The organism is Rhizobacter sp. J219 (assembly GCF_024700055.1).
Classification (GTDB): domain Bacteria; phylum Pseudomonadota; class Gammaproteobacteria; order Burkholderiales; family Burkholderiaceae_C; genus Rhizobacter.
In genome coordinates this window covers 585,911-602,140 of sequence record NZ_JAJOND010000001.1, presented here as the reverse complement: position 1 = coordinate 602,140, position 16,230 = coordinate 585,911, and the positions used below count along the sequence as shown (strand labels likewise).

Sequence of the window (16,230 nt, the reverse complement as noted above, 5' to 3'; positions counted from 1 at the left end):
AGGATACCGCAGCCCCCAGCAAAAACGCCGCAAGGTTTCCCTTGCGGCGTCTCGTTTGCGGCATCAAAGACGATCAGTTCTTGCTCTGGTCGACCAGCTTGTTCTTCTTGATCCACGGCATCATCGCGCGCAGCTTCTCGCCGACCTGCTCGATCGGGTGCTCGGCCATCAGGCGGCGGCGCGACAGCAGCGTGGGCGCGCCTGCCTTGTTCTCGAGGATGAAGCTCTTGGCGTAGTCGCCGGTCTGGATGTCCTTCAGCACCTGCTTCATGACCTTCTTGGTCTCTTCGGTCACAACGCGGGGGCCGGTGACGTACTCACCGTATTCGGCGTTGTTCGAGATCGAGTAGTTCATGTTCGCAATGCCGCCTTCGTAGATCATGTCCACGATCAGCTTCAGCTCGTGCAGGCACTCGAAGTAAGCCATCTCGGGCGCATAGCCGGCTTCAACCAGGGTCTCAAAACCAGCCTTGATCAGCTCGACGGTGCCGCCGCACAGCACGGCTTGCTCGCCGAACAGGTCGGTCTCGGTTTCTTCGCGGAAGTTCGTCTCGATGATGCCGGCCTTGCCGCCGCCGTTGGCCGCGGCGTAGCTCAGGGCCAGGTCACGCGCCTTGCCCGACTTGTCGGCATGCACGGCGATCAGATGAGGCACGCCGCCGCCCTGGGCGTAGGTGCCACGCACCGTGTGGCCGGGGGCCTTCGGGGCAACCATCCACACGTCGAGGTCGGCGCGCGGCGTGACGAAGCCGTAGTGCACGTTGAAACCATGGGCGAAGACGAGGGAGGCGCCCTGGCGGATGTTCGGCTCGATGTCCTTGTAGTACACGGAGGCGATCTGCTCATCGGGCAAGAGGATCATGACGACGTCGGCAGCCTTGACCGCATCGGCCACTTCAGCAACCTTGAGGCCGGCCTTCTCGACCTTGCCCCACGAAGCGCCACCCTTGCGCAGGCCGACGGTGACCTTCACGCCGCTGTCGTTCAGGTTCTGCGCGTGTGCGTGGCCTTGCGAGCCGTAACCGATGATCGCGACGTTCTTGCCCTTGATCAGGCTCAGGTCGGCGTCCTTGTCGTAATAAACCTTCATCTCTAGCTCCTTCTCTCTGTCGTCAGTTCAAAGCGGGTTTCGGGGGATTTTCGGTGAGGGACTCACGCGCGCAGGATGCGCTCGCCGCGACCGATCCCGCTGGTGCCGGTGCGCACGGTTTCCAGAATGGCGGTGCGGTCCAGTGCTTCGATGAAGGCATCGAGCTTGGACGCATCGCCCGTCAATTCAATGGTGTAGCTCTTCTCTGTCACGTCGATGATGCGGCCGCGGAAGATGTCGGCCATGCGCTTCATCTCTTCGCGCTCCTTGCCGACGGCACGCACCTTGATGAGCATCAGCTCGCGCTCGGTGTAGGCGCCTTCGGTCAGGTCGACGACCTTCACGACTTCGATGAGTCGGTTCAGGTGCTTGGTGATCTGCTCGATCACGTCGTCGGAACCGGTAGTCACGATCGTCATGCGCGAGAGCGACGGGTCTTCCGTCGGCGCGACCGTGAGGCTTTCGATGTTGTAGCCGCGAGCCGAGAACAGTGCGACCACGCGCGACAAGGCTCCTGGTTCGTTTTCCAGCAGCAAGGCAATGATGTGTTTCATGGGTGTGTAGCGCGCTCTTCAGGCCATGGGCGGTAACCCATGGCCCTTGGCCACGCTGTCCGTGAATGAGTTAGGAATGGTCGAAATCGTTCGGCGCGTCTCCCAGGCGTTCGGGCGGGCGCGGTAACGCACCACCCCTGGCCGGGTTCAGCGCCTCACAGGTCTTCGGAACCGAGCAGCATCTCCGAGATGCCCTTGCCGGCCTGCACCATCGGCCAGACGTTCTCCGTGGGGTCGGTGCGAATGTCGAGGAAGACGGTGCGGTCCTTGAGCTTGATGGCTTCGCGCAGCGCCGGCTCCACGTCACCCGGCTTCTCGACCAGGAGGCCGACGTGGCCATAGGCCTCGGCGAGCTTCACGAAGTCGGGCAACGCGTCCATGTAGCTGTGCGAATAGCGGCCCTGATAGTCCAGTTCCTGCCACTGGCGCACCATGCCCAGGTAGCGGTTGTTGAGCGAGACAACCTTCACCGGCGTCTTGTACTGCAGGCAGGTCGACAGCTCCTGGATGCACATCTGGATGGAGCCTTCACCGGTGATGCAGAACACGTCTGAATCGGGCTTGGCCATCTTGATGCCCATCGCGTACGGCAGGCCCACGCCCATCGTGCCCAGGCCGCCGGAGTTGATCCAGCGGCGTGGTTCCTCGAAGCGGTAGAACTGCGCGGCCCACATCTGGTGCTGGCCGACGTCGGAGGTGATGTAGGTGTCGCGGTTGCGGGTCAGCTCGCACAGCGTCTCGACAACGTACTGCGGCTTGATCACCTCGGTGCTGTTCTTGTATTTCAGGCACTCGCGCTTGCGCCACTCGTTGATCTGGCCCCACCAGGCCGACAGCGACTGCACGTCGGGCTTGGCCTGCGCTTCCTTGATCTGGACGATCAACTCCTGCAGCACGTCCTTCACATCCCCGACGATGGGAATGTCGACCTTCACGCGCTTGGAGATCGACGACGGGTCGATGTCGATGTGGATGATCTTGCGCTCGACGGTCGCGAAGTGCTTCGGGTTGCCGATCACCCGGTCGTCGAACCGGGCGCCCACCGCCAGCAGGACGTCGCAGTTCTGCATCGTCATGTTGGCTTCGTAAGTGCCGTGCATGCCCAGCATGCCGAGGAATTTGGGGTCGCTCGCGGGGATGGCGCCCAGACCCATCAGCGTGTTGGTGCAGGGGTAGCCCAGGAGGTTGGTCAGCTCGCGCAGTTCGGCCGAGGCATTGCCGAGCACCACGCCACCACCCGTGTAGATATAGGGGCGCTTGGCCGCCAGCAGCAGTTGCACAGCCTTGCGGATCTGCCCACCGTGGCCCTTGCGTGCCGGGTTGTACGACCGCATCTCGACGGTCGCCGGGTAGTTGAACGGCGCGGTCTTGAGCGAGACGTCCTTCGGGATGTCGACCACCACAGGGCCGGGGCGGCCGGTCCGGGCGATGTGGAACGCCTTCTTCAAGGTCATCGCCAGGTCGCGCACGTCCTTCACCAGGAAGTTGTGCTTGACGATCGGGCGGGTGATGCCGACGGTGTCGCACTCCTGGAAGGCATCCAGGCCGATCGCCGGCGTGGGCACCTGGCCGGTGATGATCACCATCGGAATCGAGTCCATGTACGCGGTGGCAATGCCGGTCACGGCATTGGTCACGCCAGGGCCCGAGGTCACGAGCGCGACGCCGACGTCACCGGTCGCCCGGGCGTAGCCGTCGGCAGCATGGATCGCCGCCTGCTCGTGGCGCACCAGGATGTGCTCGATGCTTTCCTGCTTGTACAGGGCGTCGTAGATGTAGAGGACCGCACCACCGGGGTAACCCCAGAGGAATTTGACGCCTTCAGCCTGAAGGCAGCGGACCAGGATTTCCGAACCATTCGGCTCGGCGGAGGGGAGTTTTGCGGTTGCGCCGAAGCGGCGCGTTTGATTTCCGCGGCAGACATGTCCATGTTGAACCTTTGCGAATTTCTCTAACGAAAATCCATCGGTGCACCTCTCCGCGCTCTTTTGAAGTGGGTGTGGTGCCTGCTCGGGCCAGTAACGAAGGCGCCCAGGTCGGGCGCCAAATTAAGACCAGATGTTGTGCGAACGCACATTATAGGCCGGCAGGGAGCGCGAGCGTGAGCCGGAATACCTGGGTGCCATAATCCCGCGGTTTTTCGAGCGGCCGGCCCTCCAGGCGCACCCCCTTGGCATCTGACAAAGAACTCTCGGATTTCCTGAAAAGCGTTGAGAGACGCGCCTTCAAGCGCGTCGCATATGCCGTTCGGGACGACGATGCCGCGCTCGACATCGTCCAGGACACCATGATCCGCCTGGCCGAGAAGTACGTGGACCGCCCAGCCGCCGAACTGCCGCTGCTCTTCCAGCGCATCCTGTCGAACGCCACCATGGACTGGTTCCGCCGACAGAAGGTGCGCAATGCGGTGGTGCGCAACTTTTCCGAGTACGAATCCTCATCTGAGGACGGAGATTTCGATCTGCTGGAAACTCTGGCAGCCGAAAATGACTCTCCTGCTGCAGAAAGTGCAGCAGACTCGGTTTCTCGGGCTCAGATCATGCTTGCCATCGATGGTGAAGTGGCCAAGCTGCCGGCTCGTCAACGAGAAGCCTTTCTGCTGCGTTACTGGGAGGAACTCGATGTCGCCGAGACAGCTGCCGTGATGGGCTGCTCGGAGGGCAGCGTCAAGACTCACTGCTCGCGAGCAGTGCACGCCTTGGCCGATGCCCTGAAGGCAAAGGGAATTGAGCTATGAACCGCACCGAACTTCGTCCTTACGCACCGGCAGAGCTGGAAGCCCTTGAGGCCCGGCTTGCTTTGCGCATGACCGCTCGGCTGACGGAAAAAGCGGCCGAGCTTCCGCAAGACGTGACCGAGCGGCTCCGCTTCGCGCGTGAACAAGCCCTGCAGCGTGCCCAGACGGCACGCGCCACCACCACCCAGTCCGCTTCGTCCTCGGTCGCCAACGGCGGCGGCACCTTGTCGCTGGGCAGCCCGCAGAGTGGCGGCTGGTGGATGCAGCTTGCGGCCTGGGTGCCGCTCGTCGCGCTGGTGGGTGGCCTGGTGCTGATCCAGCGCCTGCACACCCAGAGCCAGATCACGGCCGCGGCCGAAATCGACGCGTCCATCCTCGCAGACGACCTGCCACCCGCGGCCTACAGCGACCCCGGCTTCGTGGAGTTTCTGAAAACTCCCCGCGATTGACCGGAGTCGCGACCGTGCCCCCGCCTTTCCGTACCGACCGTCCCACACGGCGCAGCAGCGCTTTCTGTGGGCTGGCGCTCGTGTCGGCGCTCTGGGTGATGACTGCCCCGCCGAGCGTCGCCCAGACCCCACCGCCCCCCACGAAGAATGTCCCTCCAGCGCCAGTGGAAGGGGTGAACTGGTCAGCGCTGAGCCCGAGCCAGCAGCGCGCCTTGCGCCCTTTGCAGGCCGAATGGGGTCGGATCGACAGCCCACGCCGCTCGAAGTGGATCGAGATCGCCGACCGCTTCCCCACCATGTCGCCCGACGAACAGGCGCGCATCCAGAACCGCATGGCCGAATGGGCCAAGATGACGCCGCGCGAGCGTGGTCAGGCGCGCATGAACTTCCGCGAAGCCCAGCAGGTGCCGGCCCAGGAGCGCAAGGCGAAGTGGGACGAGTACAACGCCCTGCCGCTTGAGAAGCGCCAGCAGCTGGCCGCCAAAGCCGTCCCGCCCGCACGCAAGCCCGGCAACGACAGCCCCGCCGAATCGTCCAGCCGCAAGACGAACGTGGTGCCCAATCCGTCCTACGCACCGAAGCCCAAACCGGTCGCACCCACGGTCGCCCAGGCACAGCCTGGTGCCACAACCAACCTGATCACCAAGCGGCCGAACCCGCCCGCGCACCAGCCAGCAGGCCTGCCCAAGATCGCCGTGACACCAGGCTTCGTCGACCAATCGACGCTGTTGCCCAAACGCGGACCTCAGGGGGCAGCCACCCGTTCGGCCGCCGCCGTCCCGGCCGCCTCCACCCCTTCTCGTCAATGATCCTCGCGCCAGCCGCCACGGGCGGCGAACTGCAGGCTCCCAGCCTGCGCCGACGTTTGGCTTGCCTCTTGTACGAAGGGCTGCTGCTGTTCGGCGTGGGCTTGCTGTCCGGTGCGATCGGAACCCTGGTGTTGAAGCTCACCGGCGCCGACTCGGCGGAGATGCATGCGCTGGTGCTGCAGGTGGTCGGCATCGCCGTCTACGGCGTGTACTTCGTGTGGTTCTGGGTGCGGCGCGGACAGACCCTGCCGATGCAGACCTGGCGCATCAAACTGGTCACAGCGGAGGGCGAGCCCTTGACCACCACACGCGCCATCCTGCGCTACCTCGCCTGCGCCTTGTGGATCGCGCCGGCCTTCCTCTTGGCCAAGCTGAACCACTGGCCAGCGGCCACCGAATTCACGGCCGTGGGCGTCGGCATCATCGTCTACGCCTTGCTGGCCCGGCTGCACCCGCAGCGCCAGTTCTGGCACGACGCTCTGTGCGGCACACGCCTCGTCACCGCACCAGACGCCCGCCCTTCCGCCGCCACATAAAGCGTCAAAATCCTGCGGGCACAATCGCGGCCCATGACCAATCCTTTCAAGGGGCGCACCGGTCTGGACCGGATCATCCGCGCTGCAGGCTACTCGTACGACGGACTGAAAACGGCCTACCAGGGCGAAAGCGCCTTTCGACAGGAGACCTGGCTCGCCGTGGTGCTGGTCCCTGCCGCGTTCTGGGTTGGCCGGGGCTGGGTCGAAGTGGCTCTGCTGGCGGGCAGCATCATTCTCGTGATGGTCGTCGAGCTGCTGAACTCCGGCATCGAGGCGGTCGTCGACCGTGTGTCGTTCGAGTTGCACGACCTCTCGAAACGCGCGAAGGACCTGGCCAGCGCCGCCGTCTTCCTCTCCCTCGTGTTGTGCGGCAGCGTCTGGGCCGCCGCCTTGTGGCACCGCTTCCTGTGAGCACCTTCTCGCTGTGCATCTACTGCGGCTCCAAGCTCGGGGCGGCGCCCGGCTATGAAGGCGCAGCCCGTCAGGTCGGCACGCTGATCGGCGAACGTGGATGGCAACTCGTGTACGGCGGCGGCAACGCGGGTCTGATGGGCACCGTGGCCAACGCAACACTCGCGGCCGGCGGCCGTGTCATCGGCGTGATCCCGCAATCGCTGATGGCGCGGGAGCACGGCCACACCGGGCTGCACGAATTGCACGTGGTCGACACCATGCACCAGCGCAAGCAGATGATGGCCGAGCGCGCCGACGCCTTTCTCGCCCTGCCCGGCGGCATCGGCACCTTCGAAGAGCTGTTCGAGGTGTGGACTTGGCGCCAGCTCGGCTACCACGACAAGCCAGTGGGCCTGCTCAACGTCGAGGGCTACTACGACGGGCTGCTGGCCTTCCTGGACCAGAGCGTGGCGCAAGGCTTCGTGCCGGCAGCGCAACGCCCGCTGCTGCAATCGTCGACCGACGCGGCCGAACTTCTGGATCGGTTGTCGCGCGATGCACGCACGGCCAGCGCTCCCGACGACTACCGCAAGATCTGAACGTGAAAAAGCCCGCTCGAAGCGGGCCTGCGTGTCGGGGGTGGCGGCCTCAGACGGCCGCTTCGTCCGTCTCGCCGGTGCGGATGCGCACCACCTGCTCGACAGCGGTGACGAAGATCTTGCCGTCGCCGATCTTGCCGGTCTTGGCGGCCTTCACGATGGCTTCGATGCAACGGTCGACGTCGGCATCTTTCACCACCACCTCGACCTTCACCTTGGGCAGGAAGTCGACCACGTATTCCGCGCCGCGGTACAGCTCGGTGTGGCCCTTCTGGCGGCCGAAGCCCTTGACCTCGGTCACGGTGAGCCCGGTCACGCCAACCTCGGCGAGGGCTTCACGCACTTCTTCGAGCTTGAAGGGCTTCACGATCGCGGTGATCTGTTTCATGGCGGACTCCGGGGCAGCAAAAAGGATGGACGTAGTTTAAGCGCGGAACTTCGAGGTCACGGGATAGCGCCAATCCCTACCGAAGGCCCGGTGGGTGATGCGGATGCCCACCGGTGCCTGCCGGCGCTTGTATTCGTTGATCTTGATGAGGCGGGTGACGCGCTCCACATCGGCTGGCGCGAACCCGGCGGCGACGATCTCCTCGATGCTCTGGTCTTCTTCCATGTAGCGCTGGAGGATGGCGTCGAGCACCTCGTAGGGCGGCAGGCTGTCTTGGTCCTTCTGGTCGGGGCGCAGCTCGGCCGACGGCGGGCGGACGATGATGCGCTGGGGGATCACCTCGCGGCCCTGCGCGTTCTTCCAGTTGGCCAGGCGATAGACCAAGGTCTTGGCGACATCCTTGATCACCGCAAAGCCGCCGGCCATGTCGCCATAGAGCGTGCAGTAGCCGGTCGCCATCTCGCTCTTGTTCCCGGTGGTCAGCACGATGGAGCCGAACTTGTTCGACAAGGCCATCAGGAGGATGCCGCGGATGCGCGCCTGGATGTTCTCTTCGGTCGTGTCTTCCTTCAGGCCGGCGAATTCCGTTGCGAGGCTCTGCCGGAACGACTCGAACATCGGCACGATGGAGATCTCGTCATAGCGCACGCCGAGACGCTCGGCCATGTCGCGGGCATCGATCCAGGAGATGTCGGCCGTGTAGGGCGACGGCATCATCACGGTGCGTACCTTGTCGGGGCCCAGCGCATCGACGGCCACCGCCAGGACCAGCGCCGAGTCGATGCCGCCGCTCAGGCCCAACAGCACACCGGGAAAGCCGTTCTTGCCGATGTAGTCGCGCACGCCGGTGACGAGCGCGCCCCAGGCCTGGGCCTCGATCTCGGGCACCGGCGCCACCGGACCATGCACCTCGTCGGCATTGACCTCGACGATGAGCAGCGACTCTTCAAAGAATGGGGCACGTGCCCCGACCCGCCCGTTCGCATCGAGCGCAAATGACGCGCCATCGAACACCACCTCGTCCTGCCCGCCGGTCAAGTGCGCATACAGAACCGGCATGCCGATGTCTTGCGCGCAGCGGCGCATGCGCTCCTCGCGCTCGGCCACCTTGCCGAGGTGGAAGGGCGAGGCGTTCAACACGCACAGCACCTGCGCGCCCGCCGCCTTGGCCGCACGCGGAGGCTCGTCGAACCAGGCGTCTTCGCAGATGTTGATGCCGAACTTCAACCCACCGACGTCGACCACCAGCGCGCCCTGTCCTGCGTCGCGGCCCGACGCAAAGTAGCGTCGTTCGTCGAATACCTGGTAGTTGGGCAGCTCACGCTTGCAGTAGGTGCCGACGACGCGCCCCCCCTGCAGCACCGAGGCCGCGTTGTAGCGCTGCTGCACGGCATGAGACTTCGACCTAACATCGCCCCGCTCGCCCCATTGATGCGGATGCCCCACCACCACATGCAGACCCGGCAGATCGGCCAACGCCTGCGCGCACTCGGCGAGGGCCTGTGCACACGACTGCATGAACGCGGGCCGCAGCAGCAGGTCCTCGGGCGGGTAGCCGCACAGCGCCAGCTCGGGCGCCAGCACGAGGCGCGCGCCTTCGGCGTGCGCACGGCGCGAGAACTCGACGATCTTGCGCGCATTGCCGGCCAGATCCCCCCACGGTGGCGTTGATCTGCGCGAGTGCAACCTTGACCGATGCGTTCGATGACATATGCGTGAGGAAAAAAGCTCGAAGAATTATGTCATCCGGGTCCACGACCACCCGGGCAACGTGGATGCGACGCAGTGGAACGCCTTGCTCGATCTGCAGCCAAGCGCCACGCCGTTCATGCAACACGAATACCTCGTGGCGATGCACGACTCGCGAAGTGCCGTCGACGAGAGCGGCTGGCAGCCGCAGTTCATGACACTGCACGACGGCGAGACCCTGGTCGCGGCCTGCCCGCTGTACCTGAAGGCGCACTCCTCCGGCGAATACGTGTTCGACTGGGCCTGGGCCGATGCATACCAGCGCCATGGCCTGCGCTACTACCCGAAGCTCCTGAGCGCCGTGCCCTTCACACCGGTGCCGGGCCCTCGGCTGCTGGCGCGCGAGGCCGGGGCTCGCGTGGCGCTGCTGCGCGGCATGGCGCAGCTGGCGCGAGACGCCAAGCTCTCATCCGCCCACGTGCTTTTCCTCGACGATGCCGACCAGCAAGCCGCGAGAGACGCCGGCTGGATGATGCGAAGCACCGTGCAGTTCCACTGGCAGAACCGGCAACCTGGCGGCTACGCCGACTTCGCGGAGTTCCTCGCGAGCCTGCAACGCGAGAAGCGCAAGAAGATTCAGCAGGAGCGGCGCAAGGTCGCCGAGGCCGGTGTCACCTTCACCGCGCTGCAGGGCGACGAGATCTCACACGACGACTGGGACTTCTTCTACCGCTGCTACACCCTCACTTACCGCGCGCACCACTCGTCGCCCTACCTCACGCGCGACTTCTTCCAGCGCATGGCCGACACGATGCCGGCAAACTGGCTGCTCTTCATCGCACGGCGCGGTGGCCAGCGCATTGCCGCTTCGCTCATCGCCATCGACCCGGAGCGCCGCGCCGCCTACGGCCGCTACTGGGGTGCGATCGAGCACATCTCCTGCCTGCACTTCGAGGCCTGCTACTACCAGCCGCTCGCCTGGTGCATCGCCCAGGGCTACCTGCGCTTCGAGGGAGGCGCACAGGGCGAGCACAAGATGGCGCGCGGCCTGATGCCAGTGCAGACCTGGTCGGCCCACTGGCTGGCGCACCCGCAGTTCGCACAAGCCGTGGCCGATTTCCTGGCGCGAGAAGGTGCCGGCGTCGACAGCTACCTTGACGAGCTGAACGAGCGTCAGCCCTTCAAGGCTTGAAGTCGCCGGAGACGGCGGTCACGAAGCTCTCGGGCTTCACGTACTTTCGCAGCGCCGCGTTCACCTGCTCCAGCGTGAGCTTGCCAAGGGCGTCGTCGACACGGGCCGAGACCTCGAAGGTTCGGTTGAGGTCGAGGTTGCTGGTGAGCGCCGCGGCGAGGTTGCGGTCCTGCGCACGCGACAGGCGGCGGAACGCGAGCAGCCCCCGCTTGCCTTCGGCCAGCTCCTTTGCGGTGAAGCCGTCCTTCTGCGCACGCGCCAGCTCCTCCCGGAAGGCCGCTTCGACCTTCGCCAGATTCTGCGGCGCAAAGATCGCACTGCCCTGCAGCATCGAGTGCGGCTCGTGGCTGTTCCAGAGGATGCCGGTGCGCACGTCGTACGACAGGCCTTCATCTTCGCGGATGCGCTTCCACAACCGCGACTGGCCGCCGGTCCCAAGCAGGTAGTTCGCCATCGACAAGGCCGGGTAGTCCGGATCGAGGTCGTGCAGCGGAACGCTCTGGCGCACCAGCAAGGTCGCGTTCTGCTTGTCGGGCGCCGCAAGCTGCAGGCGCTGCGGCTTCACCGGCGCGATAGGGCGTGGGACCCGCGTGTAGGGCTCGCCACCAGTCCAGCCACCGAAGGCTTTGTCCAGCGCGGCGCGCACCGCCGCCACATCCATGTCTCCGGCCGCACCGAACTCGCTGCGCGCCGCGCTGTAGAAACGCTTGTGGAAAGCCTTGAGCTGGTCGACGTTCACCGCGTTGATATCGGCCACCATCTCGTCGAAGCTGCTGGAGTAGCGCACGTCGCCGCGCGGGTACGGATTCATCGCCCGCGAGACCGCGTTGTCCGCCAACGCCTCGGGCTCCTTGCGCTGCTGCTCGATGTCGGCCAGCGCCGCACGCTTCAGCTCGTCGAGCACCTCGGGTGGGAAGGACGGATTGCGCAGCACATCGCCCACGAGCGCGATCGCCTCGGGCAGCGTGTCGCGACGCGAGGTTAGGCTCACCGTCACCACACCGCCACCACCACCGATGCGCATCTCGGTCTTGAGGGCGTCGAGCTTGTCCTGGATCTGCTGGCGCGACAGCGTGGCCGTGCCTTTGTCGAGCATGGCCACCACGAACTCGGGAACCTCACCCTGGCCGAAGAGCGTCTTCTCATCGCCGAAGCGCAGCGTCAGCAACGCGCTCACGGCGCCGCCGCGTGCTCCCTTGGGCAGCACCGCGACCTTGAGGCCACCGATCTCGAAGCGCTGTGTCAGTCGGTCGATGTTGGCCGGCGACGCATCGAAGGCCTGCACCGCGGCAGCGGCAGCCTGCGGCTTGAAGCTCTTGGTTTCTGCCGCGACGTCTGGCTTCATGGGCATCGGCGCACGCGCCGGAGCTTCGACAGGCAGATAGGTGCCCAAGGTACGGTTTGACGGCAGCAGCCGCTCCACCGCCACTCGTTGCACGTCTGCGAGCTTCAGGTCACGCACCCGATCGCGCACGAGGAAGAAGAGCCGCCAATCCCCCTGCGCCACCGACTCGCTGAGCGCCACACCGACCGTCTCGGGGTTGGTGAACGCCTGTTCCCAGGCTTTCAGCCACTGCCCTTGTGCGCGCTTCAGCTCTTCTTCTGTGATCGGCTCCTGGGCGATCGACTCGACGGTCGCCAGCAGCTCGTGGCGGGCCTTGTCCACGTCGAGCCCCGGCGCGAGCTGCGTCCCGAAGATCACGAAACCTGGATCCGCAAGGCCTTGCGAAAAAGCGTACGTGCCGGCGGCGAGCTGTTTCGCGGTGAGCCGCTTGTGCAACCGGCCCGACGGTGTGTCGCCGAGGATCTGATTCAGCACCTCGATGGCCGCAAAGTCCGGGTGCGCGGCCGCCGGCACGTGATACGCCGCCATCAGCAAGGGCACGCCTCCCACGCGGCGCAGCGTCACGCTGCGCTCGCCGTCCTGCACCGGGTCGAGGGTGTACTGCGTCGGCAGCTTGCGGGTGGGCTTCTTCAGCTTGCCGAACGACTGGGCCACCCAACCCAGCACCTTGCCAGCATCGAACTTGCCCGCCACGATGAGCGTCGCGTTGTCGGGCTGGTAGTACTGACGGTAGAAGGCCTGCAGGCGCGGAATGTCGACGTTTTCGACGTCGGTGCGCGCACCGATCGTGTTCTTGCCGTAGTTGTGCCACTGGTACATCGTGGCCAGCGTCTTCTCGAAGAGGATGCGCTCAGGGCTGTTCTCGCCCATCTCCATCTCGTTGCGCACCACCGTCATCTCGGTGTCGAGGTCCTTGCGGGCAATGAAGCTGTTGACCATCGCATCGGCCTGCCAGTCGAGGTACCACTTCAGGTTCTCGTCGTTGCTCGCGAAGCTCGCGAAGTAGTTGGTGCGGTCGAACCAGGTGCTGCCGTTGGCGTTCAGGCCGCGCTTGGTGAATTCGCCGAGCGCGTTGCGCGTCTTCGGCGTGCCCTTGAAGAGCAGGTGCTCCAGCAGGTGCGCCATGCCGGTCTCGCCGTAGTTCTCGTGGCGCGAGCCCACGCGGTAGGTCATGTTGACCGTGGTGGTGGGCTTGGCGTCGTCGGGGATCAGCAAGAGCTGCAACCCGTTGGCAAGGCGGTACTCGGTGATGCCTTCGACGGACTGCAACCTGCTCACGCCGGGAGGCAGCGCTTGCGCCAACACGGGCTGCACGAAAGACAACAGCACAAGATGGAAAGCAGCCCACCAGGATCGACGCAGCATCAGCACCTCTCGGATCAACGGAAAGTCAGTGTAGAGCCGGGTCCAAGCCCTGGGTTCCGACATGAAAAAAGGGAGCCGCGGCTCCCTTTGTCATCAATACAAAACGCCCCTGCTTACTTGGCGGCCTTGTACGCAGCGATGCCGCTCACGATCTCCTGGCGGGCCGACTCGGGGCCTTCCCAGCCCTTGACCTTGACCCACTTGCCGGCTTCGAGATCCTTGTAGTGCTCGAAGAAGTGCTGGATGGCCTTCAGGCGCATCTGGTTGATGTCTTCCGGCCTCTGCCAGTGTGTATAGATCGGGAGGACCTTGTCGATGGGCACCGCGAGCAGCTTGCTGTCGCCGCCCGCCTCGTCTTCCATCTTCAACACGCCGATCGGACGGCAGGTCACCACCACACCCGGGGTCAGCGGAAACGGCGTGATCACGAGCACGTCGACCGGGTCACCGTCATCCGACAAGGTCTGCGGCACATAGCCGTAGTTGCAGGGGTAGTGCATCGCCGTCGTCATGAAGCGGTCGACGAAGAGCGCGCCGCTTTCCTTGTCGACCTCGTACTTGATCGGGTCGGCATTCATCGGGATCTCGATGATGACGTTGAACTGCTCAGGCGCCTTGGCGCCGGGGGTGACGTTGTGAAGGCTCATGGATGTCTCGGTGATATGCGCGGGAAAACCCGAAGTGTAGCCGGCGCATTCTGACGCGAACCTTCGCGCGCTGCTCTCTTCGAGTGACCGATGGAAAACACCATGGGCCGTTCGTTGCCAGGGTCAAGGCCATCCCGTAGCATGCGCCGCAGACCGGGCCGTACCCCGTCTCCCGGGGTGAAGTAGCGCCAGGCGTGTCTCTCTCGCGTGTTCGAACAACCGATAAGAGGAGTCCCACTGATGTCGACGAACCTGGCGCTTTACTTTGCGCTTGCCTGCGGCATTGCCGCAGTTCTCTATGGCTTCGTTCAGAGAAGCTGGATCCTGAGCCAGAGCGCGGGCAATGCGCGCATGCAAGAGATTGCAGGTGCGATCCAACAGGGTGCTGCGGCATACCTGGCCCGCCAGTACCGAACGATCGGCATCGTCGGCGTGGTGCTCGCCGTGCTCATCGGCATCTTCCTCGACGGGATGACTGCCGCCGGCTTCGTCGTCGGTGCAGTGCTCTCGGGCGCCTGCGGCTTCATCGGCATGAACATCTCGGTGCGCGCCAACGTGCGCACCGCGCAGGCCGCGACGCAAGGCATCGGCCCGGCGTTGAACGTGGCGTTCAAGGGCGGTGCGATCACCGGCATGCTGGTGGTGGGCCTCGGCCTGCTCGGCGTGACGGTGTTCCTGCTCTACCTGCTCAACGCCGGCAAACCGGTGGCCGACGGCACGCTCTCCACGCTGCTCAAGCCACTGCTGGGCTTGGCCTTCGGCTCATCGCTGATCTCGATCTTTGCGCGTCTGGGCGGCGGCATCTTCACCAAGGGCGCCGACGTCGGCGCCGACCTGGTGGGCAAGGTCGAAGCCGGCATCCCCGAAGACGACCCGCGCAACCCCGCCGTGATCGCCGACAACGTGGGCGACAACGTGGGCGACTGCGCCGGCATGGCGGCCGACTTGTTCGAGACTTACGCGGTGACGCTGATCGCCACCATGGCGCTCGGTGCGCTGATGGTGACGGGCGGTGCGATCAACGCGGTGGTGTTCCCCATCGTGCTGGGCGCCGTGTCGATCATCGCCTCGATCATCGGCTGCAGCTTCGTGAAGGCCTCGCCGGGCATGAAGAACGTGATGCCTGCGCTCTACCGCGGGCTCATCGTCGCCGGGGTGCTCTCGCTGATCGCCTTCTTCTTCGTCGCGCGGACCATGTTCCCGGCGCCGGTCGCCGTGGCGGGCGGCGGCACGGTGAGCGCAATGTCGCTCTTCGGCGCCTGCGTGGTCGGCCTCGTGCTGACCGCCGCCATGGTGTGGATCACCGAGTACTACACCGGCACCGACTACAAGCCGGTGCAGCACGTCGCGCAGGCCTCGACCACCGGCCACGGCACCAACATCATCGCGGGCCTGGGCGTGTCGATGAAGTCCACCGCGTGGCCGGTGATCTTCGTCTGCATCGCGATCGTGGTGTCGTACTGGCTGGCAGGTCTCTACGGCATCGCCATCGCCGCGACCGCCATGCTCAGCATGGCCGGCATCGTGGTGGCACTCGACGCCTACGGCCCCATCACCGACAACGCCGGTGGCATTGCCGAGATGGCCGAGTTGCCCGACAGCGTGCGCGACATCACCGACCCGCTCGATGCGGTCGGCAACACCACCAAGGCAGTGACCAAGGGCTACGCGATCGGCTCGGCCGGCCTCGCAGCGCTCGTGCTCTTTGCCGACTACACCCACGCGCTCGAAGCACGCGGCATGCAGGTGAGCTTCGACCTGTCGAACCACATGGTGATCGTGGGCCTCTTCATCGGCGGCCTGATTCCCTACCTCTTCGGCGCGATGGCGATGGAGGCCGTGGGCCGCGCCGCGGGCTCGGTGGTGGAAGAAGTGCGCCGCCAGTTCCGCGACATCAAGGGCATCATGGAAGGCACCGGCAAGCCCGAGTACGGCAAGGCGGTCGACATGCTGACCACCGCGGCAATCAAGGAAATGATCGTGCCGAGCCTGCTGCCGGTGATCGTGCCGATCCTGGTCGGCCTCCTGCTCGGCCCGGCCGCACTCGGCGGCCTGTTGATGGGCACCATCGTGACCGGCCTCTTCGTCGCCATCTCGATGTGCACCGGCGGCGGCGCGTGGGACAACGCGAAGAAGTACATCGAAGACGGCCACCACGGTGGCAAGGGCTCCGATGCGCACAAGGCAGCCGTGACCGGCGACACCGTGGGCGACCCCTACAAGGACACAGCCGGCCCCGCCGTGAACCCGCTGATCAAGATCATCAACATCGTGGCGTTGCTGATCGTGCCCTTGTTGCCCATGACCGCGGCCACCAGCAGCACGGCGACACACAGCGCACCGGCCGCCACCGCTTCGGCGGCGACGCCCGCGGCACCGGCGTCGCTCCCCGCAGCGCCCGCAAGCGCCGCCAGCCAGTAAAGCGGCTTCGCACCAT

General features: G+C 65.3%; 13 protein-coding genes and 2 pseudogenes. 8 read left to right on the top strand and 7 right to left on the bottom strand.

Annotated features, from left to right (window positions below):
- Positions 1 to 73: 73 nt before the first annotated feature.
- From ilvC to LRS03_RS02805, 3 genes and pseudogenes are all read right to left on the bottom strand, one after another.
- Entirely contained in the window at positions 74 to 1,090 is a 1,017-nt protein-coding gene (gene ilvC / locus LRS03_RS02815) for a ketol-acid reductoisomerase (RefSeq protein ID WP_257823765.1), read from the bottom strand.
- A gap of 62 nt (positions 1,091 to 1,152) precedes the next feature.
- Positions 1,153 to 1,644: an acetolactate synthase small subunit gene (gene ilvN / locus LRS03_RS02810; protein ID WP_201803884.1), complete on the bottom strand. Its 492-nt coding sequence runs from the start codon at positions 1,642 to 1,644 to the stop codon at positions 1,153 to 1,155.
- Between the two features lie 155 nt (positions 1,645 to 1,799).
- A pseudogene (locus tag LRS03_RS02805) lies at positions 1,800 to 3,574 on the bottom strand (acetolactate synthase 3 catalytic subunit).
- Between the two features lie 240 nt (positions 3,575 to 3,814).
- Between LRS03_RS02805 and LRS03_RS02800 the strand changes: the two are divergent.
- The 6 genes from LRS03_RS02800 (at position 3,815) to LRS03_RS02775 (ending at position 7,167) form a co-directional block, all read left to right on the top strand.
- The gene (locus tag LRS03_RS02800) at positions 3,815 to 4,381 is read left to right on the top strand and encodes an RNA polymerase sigma factor (RefSeq protein WP_257823764.1); all 567 of its coding nucleotides are present in this window, start codon (positions 3,815 to 3,817) and stop codon (positions 4,379 to 4,381) included.
- On the top strand, positions 4,378 to 4,830 hold the full coding sequence (locus LRS03_RS02795) for a DUF3619 family protein (protein WP_257823763.1): 453 nt from the start codon (positions 4,378 to 4,380) through the stop codon (positions 4,828 to 4,830). Before LRS03_RS02800 ends, LRS03_RS02795 begins: the two co-directional genes overlap by 4 nt.
- 173 nt (positions 4,831 to 5,003) lie before the next feature.
- Positions 5,004 to 5,639, top strand: coding sequence for a DUF3106 domain-containing protein (locus LRS03_RS02790; protein ID WP_257823762.1), 636 nt, complete (start codon positions 5,004 to 5,006; stop codon positions 5,637 to 5,639).
- A complete protein-coding gene (locus tag LRS03_RS02785; protein WP_257823761.1) occupies positions 5,636 to 6,175 on the top strand; it encodes an RDD family protein in 540 nt (179 codons plus the stop codon). The genes LRS03_RS02790 and LRS03_RS02785 overlap by 4 nt, the downstream gene beginning before the upstream one ends.
- A gap of 33 nt (positions 6,176 to 6,208) precedes the next feature.
- Positions 6,209 to 6,586: a diacylglycerol kinase gene (locus LRS03_RS02780; RefSeq protein ID WP_257823760.1), complete on the top strand. Its 378-nt coding sequence runs from the start codon at positions 6,209 to 6,211 to the stop codon at positions 6,584 to 6,586.
- The gene (locus tag LRS03_RS02775) at positions 6,583 to 7,167 is read left to right on the top strand and encodes an LOG family protein (protein ID WP_257823759.1); all 585 of its coding nucleotides are present in this window, start codon (positions 6,583 to 6,585) and stop codon (positions 7,165 to 7,167) included. Before LRS03_RS02780 ends, LRS03_RS02775 begins: the two co-directional genes overlap by 4 nt.
- A 49-nt stretch (positions 7,168 to 7,216) precedes the next feature.
- Here LRS03_RS02775 and LRS03_RS02770 read toward each other — a convergent pair whose 3' ends face one another.
- Both LRS03_RS02770 and LRS03_RS02765 read right to left on the bottom strand, forming a co-directional pair.
- Entirely contained in the window at positions 7,217 to 7,555 is a 339-nt protein-coding gene (locus tag LRS03_RS02770) for a P-II family nitrogen regulator (protein WP_257823758.1), read from the bottom strand.
- Between the two features lie 36 nt (positions 7,556 to 7,591).
- Positions 7,592 to 9,266 (bottom strand): annotated as a pseudogene (locus LRS03_RS02765) (NAD+ synthase).
- On the opposite strand from LRS03_RS02765, the gene LRS03_RS02760 reads away from it, so the two are divergent.
- Positions 9,267 to 10,436, top strand: coding sequence for a GNAT family N-acetyltransferase (locus LRS03_RS02760; RefSeq protein WP_257823757.1), 1,170 nt, complete (start codon positions 9,267 to 9,269; stop codon positions 10,434 to 10,436).
- Here the strand turns inward: LRS03_RS02760 and LRS03_RS02755 are convergent.
- Positions 10,426 to 13,146 carry a M16 family metallopeptidase gene (locus tag LRS03_RS02755; protein ID WP_489739908.1) on the bottom strand — a complete coding sequence of 907 codons (2,721 nt, stop codon included), beginning with the start codon at positions 13,144 to 13,146 and terminating at the stop codon, positions 10,426 to 10,428. The genes LRS03_RS02760 and LRS03_RS02755 overlap by 11 nt on opposite strands.
- Positions 13,147 to 13,259: 113 nt before the next feature.
- The gene (ppa, locus tag LRS03_RS02750; protein ID WP_257823755.1) at positions 13,260 to 13,793 is read right to left on the bottom strand and encodes an inorganic diphosphatase; all 534 of its coding nucleotides are present in this window, start codon (positions 13,791 to 13,793) and stop codon (positions 13,260 to 13,262) included.
- A gap of 240 nt (positions 13,794 to 14,033) precedes the next feature.
- On the opposite strand from ppa, the gene LRS03_RS02745 reads away from it, so the two are divergent.
- Complete coding sequence (locus tag LRS03_RS02745; RefSeq protein ID WP_257823754.1) at positions 14,034 to 16,214, top strand: sodium-translocating pyrophosphatase; 2,181 nt, start codon at positions 14,034 to 14,036, stop codon at positions 16,212 to 16,214.
- Positions 16,215 to 16,230: the final 16 nt, after the last annotated feature.

What these genes read in the sequence shown, in the direction of transcription:
- ppa (WP_257823755.1), bottom strand. Translation starts at nt 13,793, where the DNA reads ATGAGCCTTCACAACGTCACCCCCGGCGCCAAGGCGCCTGAGCAGTTC.
- ilvN (WP_201803884.1), bottom strand. Translation starts at nt 1,644, where the DNA reads ATGAAACACATCATTGCCTTGCTGCTGGAAAACGAACCAGGAGCCTTG.
- LRS03_RS02745 (WP_257823754.1), top strand. Translation starts at nt 14,034, where the DNA reads ATGTCGACGAACCTGGCGCTTTACTTTGCGCTTGCCTGCGGCATTGCC.
- LRS03_RS02760 (WP_257823757.1), top strand. Translation starts at nt 9,267, where the DNA reads ATGCGTGAGGAAAAAAGCTCGAAGAATTATGTCATCCGGGTCCACGAC.
- LRS03_RS02770 (WP_257823758.1), bottom strand. Translation starts at nt 7,555, where the DNA reads ATGAAACAGATCACCGCGATCGTGAAGCCCTTCAAGCTCGAAGAAGTG.
- LRS03_RS02755 (WP_489739908.1), bottom strand. Translation starts at nt 13,146, where the DNA reads ATGCTGCGTCGATCCTGGTGGGCTGCTTTCCATCTTGTGCTGTTGTCT.
- ilvC (WP_257823765.1), bottom strand. Translation starts at nt 1,090, where the DNA reads ATGAAGGTTTATTACGACAAGGACGCCGACCTGAGCCTGATCAAGGGC.
- LRS03_RS02785 (WP_257823761.1), top strand. Translation starts at nt 5,636, where the DNA reads ATGATCCTCGCGCCAGCCGCCACGGGCGGCGAACTGCAGGCTCCCAGC.
- LRS03_RS02795 (WP_257823763.1), top strand. Translation starts at nt 4,378, where the DNA reads ATGAACCGCACCGAACTTCGTCCTTACGCACCGGCAGAGCTGGAAGCC.
- LRS03_RS02780 (WP_257823760.1), top strand. Translation starts at nt 6,209, where the DNA reads ATGACCAATCCTTTCAAGGGGCGCACCGGTCTGGACCGGATCATCCGC.